We start from the raw sequence: 12,912 nt of genomic DNA, 5'->3' as shown, positions 1-12,912 counted from the left end.
CGGCCCTCGATCGCCACGTCGAGCTTCCGTTTGCCGGTATCGATCCCGGCACAGATCGTGGTATGCTTGGCCATCTTCGTCGATCCCTCCCTTGTGATGCGAACCTAAAGTTCGTTCAACCATTCGGGTCCCGATGAAGTGCCGATCGCGATCTCGCTACGTCAGACAGCCCTCAAGGCTTCGATGGGTACCGATCCGATCGAACGGCGACCCAGCTCGGGCGGCTACCCGGGCTGGGCCATTCCTCACGGAACGGCTCATTATAGGCGATCGCGCTAATACAAGGATGGGTAGAGCGAAGCGAAACCCATCGATAACCGTCGCGCAAATCATGGGTTTCGCAAGGGCTCTACCCATCCTTCGCGCTGATCCCAGCCATCAATAGCGGCCGCCGCTGCCCTTTTGCTGCGTGATCCAGGCCGACAATGTTTTGGGTGGCGCTTTCGCAGTTCGGGCCGGCGATGCCTTCGCATTGTCGCGGCCGCCTTTCATCCCACGGCTGCGCGGCGCTTCCGTTGCGCCATGGCCCTTCAAGGCAGAAGTCGATGCCTCCGCGGCTTCCTTCTCCAGGCGCAACTGCTTCAATCGCGCCATCTTGATGCGCTCTGCCTCGACTTCCGGTCGTTCGGCGAGAAGCGGCTTGTGCTCAGCAAACTCCGCCGAGACGACAACCCCGAGAATGGTCGCCTCGCCGAGCGCCTTGCAGGCTTCGAGCCGATGCAGTCCCTCGACCAGAACGAGGCGGTCTCCGTCGCGCCGGACGGAAATGGGGGCCTGTTGTCCGATGTCCAGGATACTTTCCGCGATCTCCGCGACGGTCTCGGGGTTGAGGGTCTTCTTCTGCTTGGTGGGAACGAAGATCTTCTCGATAGGGAAGCTTTCCGGTTTGGGCATAGTTTGACTCCGCTTCCTCCAGGCCCGTCGGAACCGATGCCGGTGAGCTGGGAGTTTAGGAGGGAAGGGCTCAACGGCAAAGGCAATTTTGCCGCTTGCGGTGTGCACTTAATCATGGGCGCATGCGAAAGCTAGCCGAGTAGCCGGTCCGGCTATAGCGAGCGATTAGTGCACTGTCATCGTATTTCCGATGGGTATCGCCACGCTCCACCCGCCAAGGCTACCAAAAACCTTCGTCCCCTAGAGGTTCGTTGAACGACCCAAGGTTCTCTTCACCTTCGATCCAAATCTGCTTGTCTTTCATAAGCTGTTTGAATTTCTGCGAGCCATATCGTTTAGCTAACAGCGACGCAGTCGGCCTATCCAAGCCCTCCCATCTCTTCCAAATCGTGAAGTATCGATCAATATCGTGATACATCATCAACGTGCGAACAAAGCCTATCGCATTTTCATCGCCTGCCGAATGCTCGATAATTTGCTCTAGTACGTACTTATTGGCGATCGCCTTCAGGTCTCCAATCTTGTTCAGGCCAAATGCCTTGAATTCGTTTATAACTTCCTCCGGGATTTCAACGAAAGTTATATCGAGATTATATTGATCCGCGAGTTGCTCGAGATAGGGTTGAAGAGTGAGCGAATTTAGCTCGGCGTCGGAAAGCTGACTCGCGGTCTTAGTGGCTATCTCGGATTTATACGCTTCTACATCTCGGGCGATTTCGTCGAACGCTCCATCGACAATCTCAAGCATTCCCGAATAAAGGTTCAGCTTTCGTTGAATTTTGGCCGGCAATCCAGTTCCGAGCTTGAATGAACGATCGTGGGCAAGTTCTGCCCAGGCGTGCTGAAGGACTGTTCTTACCTGGATTTCGAATTTTAGCTCGCTGAGGGCTTCATACTCCAAGAGACCCTTCCGGCCCGACCCAAGAGTACAGACGAAATGCGTCGACCGATAACCCATTCGATCGTCGCCCAGTATGGAGGCTCTATCGAAGCTACGTTTGTCGTCTATCTCGAATGTGGCTCGAATGAGATCGCTGATTTCCTTAACTTGAGTTTCTAAGAACGTAACTACCCGTATCCCGGAGAGATCCGTAAGTTGCACTTCGGGCTGAGTATATTTCTTGCGGCGGATCTTCTCTTCCGTTGAGCCAATTTCCTTGGTACGTCCGCTGATGCTCAGATATTCAATAGAACTCCTGTCGAGAATATTCTTCAGAAGTCCGACAACGGCTGGCGTCAATCGGCTGTGTCGGGACAGGGTTTCTTCTATCCACGCTCGGTCGGTGTTTGCCATTTAAATTTGCCGGTTCTTCAGCGTTCATCAGTGACTACTAGAAGCTTGGAGTATCCTCTTGGAGGGCCCTTCTAACCGGCGAAGTAATGACTGGAAATGGCTCACTTGCCGAGGAAGATTCACGATCCTCCGTGCGGCGTAGGCGAGGGCCAGACCTTCCTCGCGAAGTCCTTGAGCTTCTCCACTATGAGGGCATCTGTTGGCTTGTTTACTAAGTGCATCGGATTGTATTGAAGTTTCGTGAGTTCAGCGTTCAGGAGCCCAAAGAGACGTTTTCCTTTCACGAACTCAAAGGCTATCTGCGCGCCCAGAAGGTCGGCGGCGCTGGGGACGCTTGGTTTACCCTTCAGTATTTTGCTTTTTAGCTCCGCTCTTTTGTTGGCGAAGTCGACCGCGAGCGAGGCGTTGTTAGCTGCTATGATCCCGTCGACAATTTGAGTGGCTTGCTCAGGAGAAATTCCGAGAGCCATGCTCAGGTGTTGAGACGTGCAGAATTGATGTTCAATATCTGTCAGTGGGGTAATAAACAATTCGCAGCGGTCAGGTAGTTTCTTTATCTCTCTCTCCTTGTACCATTCGGCTTCGTCCGGCAGCATACAATCTGCGTCCCGATGGACGAGTACATAAGTATCATTGGCTTGCTTGAGAAAAAATTCGGCTACGGTGGCTGTCATTGCAATATTGCTCACGCCATCAAACGACTGGAGCATGTATTCGTCTTGCACGAAGCCACTTCGTTCCAGCAAAATTCGGAGACGCTCGCTCTTGCTGTCTTCGGTTAGCACGACGACCCTGCATTTAGCGGCGGTCAAAAGTTCATAACTATCGAGTGCGCCGATATCGAGCAAAATCGAAAGATCTTCTGTGTCCTTCTTCTCTTGCTTGACCCCTTTCTTCAGCCAGATGATGTCGGTCATGTGAGAGCGCGATAGAGAGTCGAATATGTGCCGTGAGTGAGTTGCCAAGATAATCCGGACGGGGCCTTGCTCGGCAATCTTCAGAAGCGTGGCAGCTAGAAGTCTCTGGTTTGAGGGGTGCAAGTGAGCATCTGGTTCGTCCAACAGCAACAGGCCAGGGTCGTACATTGTTGCATAGGCGACGAGCTGAATTGCTTGAAGCGCCCCAGCACCTACTAGTTCGAGAGGGACTTTCTTTCCGTCTATCTCTACTAAGACATCGATATGCGTGTGAATGTGTTCATCGAAATCACAATGTACCGTTAGATTGGAGAATACTTCGCCAATGATGGCGTGAAACTTCTCTAGCTTCTCCGGATTTTTGGTGAGCCGCAGTAGGACATTGCGTAGGTATAAGTTTGCGTCCCCCTGAGCGATTCCTGCAGCTACTATAGCGTCTGTCCTACGTTCTTCGCTAAGTGACACACCGGCGAGACCTGGTACGAAGATTGAGAGTGGGCGAGTGCGATCCGACGCGCGCTCGTAAAAGCGTGTCCGGTGATCGAACTCGATGGCGATGTTCAGATTCTTGCCCCGCCTCATCTTTAAGCTGAAATCTTTGGGATCGTCGGTTATTGCTTCGCGATAGGTGACGACGAATTCCGGTCCAGTTTTCGACGTCATATCTGTTTGGTAGCTTAGCTTGAGGGGTTGATTGGAAGGCTTATAGAGAAATTGGTCCACCCCCAATGTGCTCGCGGGGGCGCTCTTGTTGGTTGCGGACTTCGCCGATTGCAGTGTCGTTATCATCAGGTGGATAGCTTGAAGCAGCGAGGACTTCCCTGCGTTGTTGCCCCCAATAAGTATTGTGACGTTGGACAACGGTAGTTCGACTGCAGGAAGGCGCTTGAATCTATCGATTTTGATTGCTGAAATTAACATGTTTGATCTCAGTGGAGCCCGTGCGGAGGCTTGGTAGAGGACAGCGTATAGGCGATAAGAGCAGATTTGGTTCTCAACCGGAAATAGAAATTAGCAGAGGGCGAGATTATCTCGACGAGTGGCGTGCAACGCGATTTCGTGCGGGTGAATTCAGCCATCGGATCTAAAAAAGGGGCGACCATCCGGTCGCCCCTTTGTGATGAAGTTTGTGCCAGCCCAGAAACCTCACGAACACCCCGTCGTGCTGCCGCAGGTATCGCACTTCATACACGTCCCATTCCGCACCAGCGTGAAGTTGCCGCACTCGCTGCACATCTCGCCCTCGTAGCCCTTGGCCTTGGCTTCGGCGCGGCGCTCGGCCTTCGTCGGCGCTGCGGTCGCGGCGGTGCCGGCCTTGCTCCACTGCAGCTGCTCAAGCTTCTCCGTCGGAGACAGATCGTGCTGAGCTTCCTGCTTCAGGGCGACGGCGCCTTCGATGGTGTCACTGAGGCGGGACGAGGTGCCGTGGGCGGCCAGCGCCGTGACCCGGCTGCCGCCGGAGGGTGCGCTGTCGTTGCCTTGGCTGACCGCGGCCGAGCCGCCTCGCATCACGACGAGATTGTCCGTGCGCGAGCGGGTGAGGCCGCGCGAGACGAGCTTGGTCGCGTGGTGGCCGCCGTCCTCGTCCGGCTCCTTGCCTTCCTCGACGCCCTTGCCGAGCGCGTCGAAGCCCGTCTCGTTGGGATCGACGTGGGCGAGGTCGAAGCGCGAGAGGTAGCTCACCGCCAGCTCGCGGAAGACGTAGTCGAGGATCGAGGTCGCGTACTTGATGCTGTCGTTGCCCTGCACGGGGCCCGCCGGCTCGAAGCGGGTGAAGGTGAAGGCGTCGACATATTCGTCGAGCGGCACGCCGTATTGCAGGCCGAGCGACACCGCGATGGCGAAGTTGTTGATGAAGGAGCGCAGCGCCGCGCCTTCCTTGTGCATGTCGATGAAGATCTCGCCCAAGCGGCCGTCGTCATATTCGCCGGTGCGCAGGTAGACCTTGTGGCCGCCGACCACCGCCTTCTGGGTGTAGCCCTTGCGGCGATCGGGCATCTTCTCGCGCTCGCGCATCACGACGATACGCTCGACCAGCTTCTCGACGACCTTTTCGGCCACATGCGTGGCGCGCGCCGCCATCGGCTTCTCGTGCAGCGACTCGATCGCATCGTCCTCGTCCTCATCGTCGCTGATGAGCTGCGAGTTGAGCGGCTGGGAGAGCTTGGAGCCGTCGCGATAGAGGGCGTTGGCCTTCAATGCGAGTTTCCACGACAGCATGTAGGCGGACTTGCAGTCCTCCACCGTGGCGTCGTTCGGCATGTTGATGGTCTTGGAGATCGCGCCCGAGATGAAGGGCTGCGCCGCTGCCATCATGCGGATGTGGCTCTCGACCGAGAGATAACGCTTGCCGATCTTGCCGCAGGGGTTGGCGCAGTCGAACACCGGATAGTGCTCGGCCTTGAGGTGCGGGGCACCTTCCACCGTCATCGCGCCGCAGATGTGGACGTTGGCCGCCTCGATCTCGCGCTTGGTGAAGCCGACGGCCTGGAGCAGGTCGAAACCAGGAGCCGCAATGGCTTCCGCGCCGATGCCGAGCTGGTCGCGGATGAAGTCTTCGCCAAAGGTCCATTTATTGAAAGCGAACTTGATGTCGAAGGCGGTCGGCAGGGCTTTCTCGACCTTGGCGATCGCTTCATCGGTGAAGCCCTTGGCCTTCAGCGTGGTGACGTTGATGCCGGGGGCGTTCGCCAGCGAGCCGTGGCCGACGGCATAGGCCTCGATCTCCGCGATCTCGCTCTCGCGATAGCCGAGCGCGCGCAGCGCGGCCGGCACCGCGCGGTTGATGATCTTGAAGTAGCCGCCGCCGGCGAGCTTCTTGAACTTGACCAGCGCGAAGTCCGGTTCGATGCCCGTCGTGTCGCAATCCATGACGAGGCCGATCGTGCCGGTCGGCGCGATCACCGTGGTCTGGGCGTTGCGATAGCCGTGCTTCTCGCCGAGCTCGAGCGCCGCATCCCAGGCCGCCTGGGCATGGCTGACGAGGTCTCCTTGCGGGCAGGAGACGAGGTCGAGCGGCACCGGGTTGACGCTGAGCGCCTCATAGCCGTTGGACTGGCCGTGCGCGGCGCGGCGGTGGTTGCGGATCACGCGCAGCATGTGCTGGGCGTTCTTCTTGTAACCGGGGAAGGTGCCGAGCTCGGCCGCGATCTCGGCCGAGGTCTTGTAAGTGATGCCGGTCATGACAGCGGTCAGCGCGCCGCAGAGCGCACGGCCTTCCTTGGAGTCGTAGGGCAGGCCCATGGTCATCAAGAGGCCGCCGATATTGGCGTAGCCGAGGCCGAGCGTGCGGAACTCGTAGGAGAGCTCGGCGATCGCCTTCGACGGGAACTGCGCCATCATGACGGAGATTTCCAGCACGATGGTCCAGAGCCGGCAGAGGTGCTCATAGCCTTCGACGTCGAAGCGCTTGGTGTCGGTGTTGTAGAACGTCAGCAGGTTCGCCGAGGCGAGGTTGCACGCCGTGTCGTCCAGGAACATGTATTCCGAGCACGGATTGGAGGCGCGGATGTCGCCGGACGCCTTGCAGGTGTGCCAGTCGTTCATCGTGGTATTGAAGTGCAGGCCCGGATCGGCCGAGGCCCAGGCGGCGTAGCCGATCTTCTCCCAGAGGTCGCGCGCCTTCAGCGTCTTGGTCACCTTCTTCGAGGTGCGGGCGGTCAGATTCCAGTCGCCGTCGGTCTCGACTGCGCGCAGGAAGTCGTCCCTCAGCGAGACCGAGTTGTTGGAGTTCTGCCCGGAGACCGTGAGATAGGCTTCGCTGTCCCAGTCGGTGTCGTAGGTGTCGAACTGGATGTCCTTGTAGCCCTGCTTGGCAAACTGGATGACGCGCTTGATGTAATTGTCGGGCACGAGGCTGCGGCGCGCGAGCTTGATCTCGCGGCGCAGGGCAGGGTTCTTCTCGGGGTCGAAGCAATCGTCGCCCGAGCCTTCGCAGTTGACGCAGGCCTTCAGCACCGCCTTCAGGTGCTTCTGGTTGATCTTGGAGCCTGTGACGAGGGCGGCAACCTTCTGCTCCTCCTTCACCTTCCAGTCGATATAGGTCTCGATGTCGGGGTGATCGACGTCGACGACGACCATCTTGGCCGCGCGGCGCGTCGTGCCGCCCGACTTGATCGCGCCGGCGGCGCGGTCGCCGATCTTGAGGAAGCTCATCAGGCCCGAGGAGCGGCCGCCGCCGGAGAGCTTTTCGCCTTCGCCGCGCAGGCGCGAGAAGTTGGAGCCGGTGCCGGAGCCGTATTTGAACAGGCGGGCTTCGCGGACCCAGAGGTCCATGATGCCGCCCTCGTTGACGAGGTCGTCGCCGACGCCCTGGATAAAGCAGGCATGCGGCTGCGGGTGCTCGTAGGCCGACTTGGACTTGGTCAGCTTGCCCGTGAAGGGGTCGACGTAATAATGGCCCTGGCCGGGGCCGTCGATGCCATAGGCCCAGTGCAGGCCGGTGTTGAACCATTGCGGCGAGTTCGGCGCGACCATCTGCATGGCGAGCATGTAGCGGAGCTCGTCATAGAAGGCCTGGGCGTCGTCATCGCTCGTGAAATAGCCGCCCTTCCAGCCCCAATAGGTCCAGCAGCCGGCGAGGCGGTCGAACACCTGTTTGGCGCTGAGCTCGCTGACATAGCGCTCCTTCTCAGGGAGCTGGCTAAGGGCCTCGGTGTCGGGCACGGAGCGCCACAGGAAGGAGGGGACGGATTCCTCCTCGACCTTCTTCAGGCGCGCGGCAACGCCCGCTTTCCGGAAATACTTCTGCGCCAGCACGTCGGAGGCGACCTGCGACCACTCGCTCGGCACCTCGACGTTATCAAGCTTGAACACGACCGAGCCGTCGGGATTGCGAATCTCCGACGTGGTCAGGCGGAATTCGATCCCCGCATAAGGTGACTGTCCTGCCGTGGTGTGGCGCCGCTCAATCCGCATCGTCTTGCCCCGTCCTTTTCTTTGACCGGTCCCGCCCCTCGTTGTGGGCGTGCCGGGTCGTCATTGCATCTCGCGGGCGCCGTCAGCCGTTCGGCCTTGGGGCACCGCAGTTCAGCCGGTGGATCCGGCCCTGTTTTTTCCCGGCGCGACCTCGATGCGTCGCATCGATCGTCCCGCCGGCATGTCCACACCCATCCGCCCCCAAGGGGATGTGCGCGACATGCGTTCAACGCCCCACAACGTCACTTCGTCATCGATGCCATCCGAGCCTGTTGCCGGCCCGTTCTGGCGCCCCGAAGAGGCTCGCATTCCGAGGGCAGACAAGCCCTCATCCGCAGCCTTTGGCCGGCTGGCGGAGCTGAAATTTGCGAGACCCTTTGGGGGGAGTGCCGGCGGGACGCAAACTCACTCGCGCCGAACGGACCGAAAGCTAGGACTCTCCGTTGCGCCCGTCAAGAACTAGTGCGAGTTCCTGAATCAAATACTAAATATGGTGGATTGTGGGGGATAACAGGGTTCTTCGCCGCGCCTGTCGTGGGGCCAAGTATCAGTGAGTCCTCAGGGATTCCCAACCGAAAAAATTTGCATGCCGTGATGATGGTGAGCCTTCATCCCGCTGTTCACAGGGCAGGTATCTTTTTGAGCAATGGGATTGCGTCAGCCGGACTCACGTAGCCCTACGGTGGGTGAGGGCGGGACTGCCCGCAAAAGCGGTGGTGAGACCCGCGAATCCGGGCCAAGCTGACCGCCAGATTTGCCGGGCTACCCAAATGCTTGATTCGACCCCGCCGGGCGTGCGGCCGCGCATCGCCCCGGCCGGCCTGATGTTCCTTGCGATCACGTCGATCGGCTGGGGCTTCAACTGGCCGGCGACGAAATTCCTGCTCGCCGAACTGCCGCCTTTGACGCTGCGCGGGGTCACCGGCGTGCTCGGCGCGCTGCTGCTGGCGCTGCTTGCGGTGCTGCGCCGGCAAAGCCTGCAGGTGCAGGGGGCGATCTGGCCGCGGCTCCTCACCTCGGCCGTGCTGAACGTCACCGGCTGGATGGTGCTGATGGGGCTGGCGCTGCTCTGGCTGCCGGCGAGCGAGGCGGCGCTGATCGCCTACACCATGCCGGTCTGGGCTTCGATCATCGCCTGGCCGGTCCTCGGCGAGCAGCCGACGCTCCTGCGCACGCTGGGGCTGCTGCTGGCCTTCGCCGGCCTCGCCACGATCATGGGCGGCAATGGCCTTGCCGCCAGCGTCGAGAAGCTGCCGGGCATCGTCATGGCGCTCGCCGGGGCTTTCGGCTTCGCCGTGGGCACGGTGTTCTCGAAGAAGTACCCGATCCACCTGCCGCCGATCACCGCAGCGGCCTGGCAGATCGGGATCGGCTGCCTGCCGATCTCGATCATCGGCCTCCTGATCGAGACCACGCATCTGGCGCAGGTGACGCCGCTCGGCTGGTGGCTGCTGGTCTATTCGATCGTCGGGCAGTTCTGCATCGCCTATGTCAGCTGGTTCGCCGCGCTCGCGCGCCTGCCGGCCTCGGTCGCGGCGATCGGCACCATGGCGGTGCCGGTCATCGGCGTCGTGACGTCGGCGCTCGCCCTTGGCGAGCCGCTCGGGGCAGGGCAGATCGCAGCGCTGCTGCTCACGCTGGCCGCCGTGGTGATGGCGACGCGCTAGAGCATGATCCGGAAAAGCGTATAGCGGCTTTCCGAGAAGGTCATGCTCAAACAATAACCTAAAGCGCGATGACGATTGATCCTAATCGCATCGCGCTTTAGGTGTCCGGACGCCGGGGTATCAGTGGTCCTGAGGCTCTTTCTCTCGCCCGCGTTGTGCCGAGCCCGGCAGTTTCAACGGCAGGCCAGCGGATGCGACAGCAAAGACTTCGAGAGCCTGGTCGTAGCCTTTGATGTTCCGCTGTCCGAGCGATGCCAACGGAACGCTATCCCTTACCTTCCCGGCGATCGTGGGATCAGCCAGGATCTGCGCGTCCTTCGCGAGATTGCAGAGCCGCGACGCCAAATTCACCACGGCTCCCATCGCCGTGTAGTCCAGCCGACCGTTATAGCCAACCGTACCTACCGTTGCCGGTCCCATGGCAACGCCCACACCAAAGCCGATCGCGTGGCCGGCGTCACACCATCTGCCGGCAAGGGACTGCACCGTCATTTGCAGGTCGATCGCGAGTCGGACCGCTTGAGTTGCCGGCTGTTCGCATGTGACCGGAGCATTGACCAGGAGCATGACGCCGTCGCCATCAAAGCCTATGAGGGTTGCCTCGTGACGAGTCGTCACGGCGCCGACGGCCGCGTAGTAATCTCGCATGACCGCCATGATGACGTCAGGTTCATTGCGCGTGGAGAACGCCGTGAAGCCGCGTAAGTCGCCAAAAATGACAGCCACTTCACGTCGCTGCGCTTCGAGCAGTTCATGAGAATGTTCGACCAATTCGGCGACCTGTGATGGCAGGAACTGCTTCAGCCGTTCGATCCGCGCAGATTTCTGCTGTGAGATCGCCAGTTCAGAAGCCATTTCATTGAAGCGCAACGCCAATTGCTGAAACTCGTCACCGCTGAAGATCTTGATGCGATGCTCGAATTGTCCGGTTCTGATCCGCTCCACGCCCTCTTCCAATTGCTTGATCGGGCCGGACATTCTGTGCGCGCGCCAATAGGCGAGCGCCAGCGCGATAAGAACACCAAAGGCAATGAGGATTGAGGAGCGCCACAAGGCCGCGCGAATTGAGGCAAAGGCTTCCGAGGTCGGCTGCATCGCGATCACCGTCCATCCCAAATCGGCGGCTTGAACGGATAGCGCCACCACCGGGTTGCCTCGCTCCCCGGTTATCACCGCCGCTCCGCTCGCCGCGCCAACGAGATGCTTGATCCGGCCAAAACTGCCCGAGCTGGCGCGGCCGCGCAGGACCCGACTGATATCGGGATGTGCGATCAGATGACCGGAATCATCGACAACTATGGCGTAGCCGGTCTCGCCAATCCTAATGGCTGCGATGACATCCCAGATCAGCTTCAGATTGACCTCGGCGATCGCAACCCCTGCGGCAGGCAGGCTCCCGGCAACCGCGACCCTCATATAGGGCTCTGAATCTCGCTGGTACTGAACCGGTCCGTACCAGACTTTGTTGCCGCGTGCGCCCTGAACAGCGGGATCCGTAGACATATCAATGCCGCGCCCGGTCCGATTCAGAAGCAGCCTGGAAACAAAGACCCGTTCGGTGCCGGTCTCATCCAGAAGCGAAACCGAAACGATTGCAGGCACCTGCTGGAGGAGGCGCAAGGCATCGATCTTATGTTGAGCATCGTCTCCGGCAGACCAGGGAAGCTGCACCATCCAACCCAACTGATCTCGGATGCCATCGGTGAACGCCTCGATCCTGTCGGACGCCGCGCGAGCATCGGCCTGCAGCACCGCGCTGATCTGGCGGCGCTGGTCTCGGTAACCGAAAGAAGCCTCGATCGCCGCGCCGAGTATCAGAGGCACCACGGCAGCGACAAACAACGTCGCGAAGTACTTGCAGAACAGCGAACGACGCGGAGGCATCGTACACGAAGAGGACTGCGCAGCACCGTCCGTCATGACTATCTCAGGAGATCACCTTGCTGGCGCGAAACAGGATCGACGACACATCCAGGTCGATCCCCAGAAGCCTGGCTGTTTTCAGATTGACTGCCAGTTCAAACTTTTCGGGACGCATCACCGGAAGATCTGACGGATCTTCACCGCGCAGGATGCGATCGGCATAAGTGGCAAGCCGAAAATAGGTCGTGCGCTGGTTTGCCCCGTAACTCAAGAGACCTCCAGCGTCACAATATTCAGACCAGCCAAACATCGAAGGCAGCCGGTGCGCGATTGCAAGCTCCGCAATCCTCGCACGATGCACCAGCGTCACGGCATCGGGAAACACGAGGAGAGCATCCGCGTTCACCTTGCCGGCAGCCATCAACCCATTCTCGATTTCGCGAGCGCCGCAGAAGGGGACGTAGGCTGCATCAATCCCGAGATTCCGGCACGACTCCAAAGTCGCACGCCATTCCAGTGGCTCTCCCGGATGATCCGTGTTCGAGAGGACTGCCAGTTTTCGCAGCTTTGGATAAAGGTCCTTGAGCAGTTCGACGCGCTTTCCTGCCAGCTCGAGCGACAGGAATGTGCTGCCTGTGAAATTGGTGCCGGGGTGAGCAAGGCTCTTCACCACGCCCAGAGCGACGGGGTCACCGCTCAATGCAAACAGCACGGGGACGTCGGTGATTGCAGTCATGACACGCGTCGCCGGACCGCTCGAGACCACAAGGTCGACATCCCCTCGCGGCAACTCGGAGACGATCTTGCGCAGTGCCTGCGGATTTTCAGGGGCATAATGCGTCTCCAAGGTTACGGTCCTGCCCTCGACGTAACCGAGCGCGCGCATTCCCTCGCGAAAGCCGTCCAGGAAGGGATCCGGTTCGGACTGGGTCGAGACCCAGAAGATACGATGCAGCTTGGCTCCGTCCTGCGCCCGCGCGATCGCAGGCCAGACCAGTCCTCCACCAATCAACAAGATGAACTCTCGTCTTTTCATGCGAGCACCTGTCGAAGCTGCGACGTCAATTCCGGCCGCAGACCAAAATCGTAGCTGTGCATCTGGTGACTGCGCTCGGTAATCGCGCTCTGCAAGCGGACTGCCACGACACCGGCTCCAACATTTGTCGCCGAGAGCATGCTCAGAGACTGGGCTGGTGAGACGATTTGTCCTTGAGATGGGCTTGATTTTTGCTTGAGACCGACCCGATTGGGATCAAAACGGCCTTACTCGTTGCACAACGCGGTGTCGGAACACCTCCGGCGCGGATCCGGGCGAGCTACGAGAACAACTGGAACTCACATCTTGAGCCAGTGCCCTCGA

General features: G+C 59.7%; 7 protein-coding genes. 1 reads left to right on the top strand and 6 read right to left on the bottom strand.

Annotated features, from left to right (window positions below; all coding sequences use genetic code 11):
• Positions 1-378: 378 nt before the first annotated feature.
• The 4 genes from HZZ16_RS27855 to HZZ16_RS27840 form a co-directional block, all read right to left on the bottom strand.
• Positions 379-894: a ParB N-terminal domain-containing protein gene (locus HZZ16_RS27855; RefSeq protein ID WP_197953030.1), complete on the bottom strand. Its 516-nt coding sequence runs from the start codon at positions 892-894 to the stop codon at positions 379-381.
• A gap of 220 nt (positions 895-1,114) precedes the next feature.
• Positions 1,115-2,188 (bottom strand): GTP pyrophosphokinase, encoded by a 1,074-nt coding sequence (locus tag HZZ16_RS27850; RefSeq protein WP_197953027.1) that lies wholly within the window; start codon positions 2,186-2,188, stop codon positions 1,115-1,117.
• A gap of 119 nt (positions 2,189-2,307) precedes the next feature.
• Complete coding sequence (locus HZZ16_RS27845) at positions 2,308-4,026, bottom strand: ATP-dependent nuclease (protein WP_197953026.1); 1,719 nt, start codon at positions 4,024-4,026, stop codon at positions 2,308-2,310.
• A 225-nt stretch (positions 4,027-4,251) separates the two neighbouring features.
• The gene (locus HZZ16_RS27840) at positions 4,252-8,022 is read right to left on the bottom strand and encodes a vitamin B12-dependent ribonucleotide reductase (protein ID WP_197953025.1); all 3,771 of its coding nucleotides are present in this window, start codon (positions 8,020-8,022) and stop codon (positions 4,252-4,254) included.
• A gap of 770 nt (positions 8,023-8,792) precedes the next feature.
• Here HZZ16_RS27840 and HZZ16_RS27835 point away from each other — a divergent pair.
• Entirely contained in the window at positions 8,793-9,689 is an 897-nt protein-coding gene (locus HZZ16_RS27835) for a DMT family transporter (protein WP_197953024.1), read from the top strand.
• A gap of 120 nt (positions 9,690-9,809) precedes the next feature.
• Here HZZ16_RS27835 and HZZ16_RS27830 read toward each other — a convergent pair whose 3' ends face one another.
• On the bottom strand, positions 9,810-11,609 hold the full coding sequence (locus HZZ16_RS27830) for a cache domain-containing protein (protein WP_197953023.1): 1,800 nt from the start codon (positions 11,607-11,609) through the stop codon (positions 9,810-9,812).
• Between the two features lie 7 nt (positions 11,610-11,616).
• Entirely contained in the window at positions 11,617-12,588 is a 972-nt protein-coding gene (locus HZZ16_RS27825) for an ABC transporter substrate-binding protein (protein WP_197953022.1), read from the bottom strand.
• Positions 12,589-12,912: the final 324 nt, after the last annotated feature.

The sequence above is a fragment of the Bradyrhizobium glycinis genome (genome assembly GCF_016031655.1).
In the GTDB taxonomy this organism is placed as follows: domain Bacteria; phylum Pseudomonadota; class Alphaproteobacteria; order Rhizobiales; family Xanthobacteraceae; genus Bradyrhizobium; species Bradyrhizobium glycinis.
This window is presented reverse-complemented; position numbering and strand designations above follow the sequence as displayed.

Coding starts and splice junctions, on each gene's coding strand:
- HZZ16_RS27855 (WP_197953030.1), bottom strand. CDS start 894: ATGCCCAAACCGGAAAGCTTCCCTATCGAGAAGATCTTCGTTCCCACC.
- HZZ16_RS27850 (WP_197953027.1), bottom strand. CDS start 2,188: ATGGCAAACACCGACCGAGCGTGGATAGAAGAAACCCTGTCCCGACAC.
- HZZ16_RS27845 (WP_197953026.1), bottom strand. CDS start 4,026: ATGTTAATTTCAGCAATCAAAATCGATAGATTCAAGCGCCTTCCTGCA.
- HZZ16_RS27840 (WP_197953025.1), bottom strand. CDS start 8,022: ATGCGGATTGAGCGGCGCCACACCACGGCAGGACAGTCACCTTATGCG.
- HZZ16_RS27835 (WP_197953024.1), top strand. CDS start 8,793: ATGCTTGATTCGACCCCGCCGGGCGTGCGGCCGCGCATCGCCCCGGCC.
- HZZ16_RS27830 (WP_197953023.1), bottom strand. CDS start 11,609: ATGACGGACGGTGCTGCGCAGTCCTCTTCGTGTACGATGCCTCCGCGT.
- HZZ16_RS27825 (WP_197953022.1), bottom strand. CDS start 12,588: ATGAAAAGACGAGAGTTCATCTTGTTGATTGGTGGAGGACTGGTCTGG.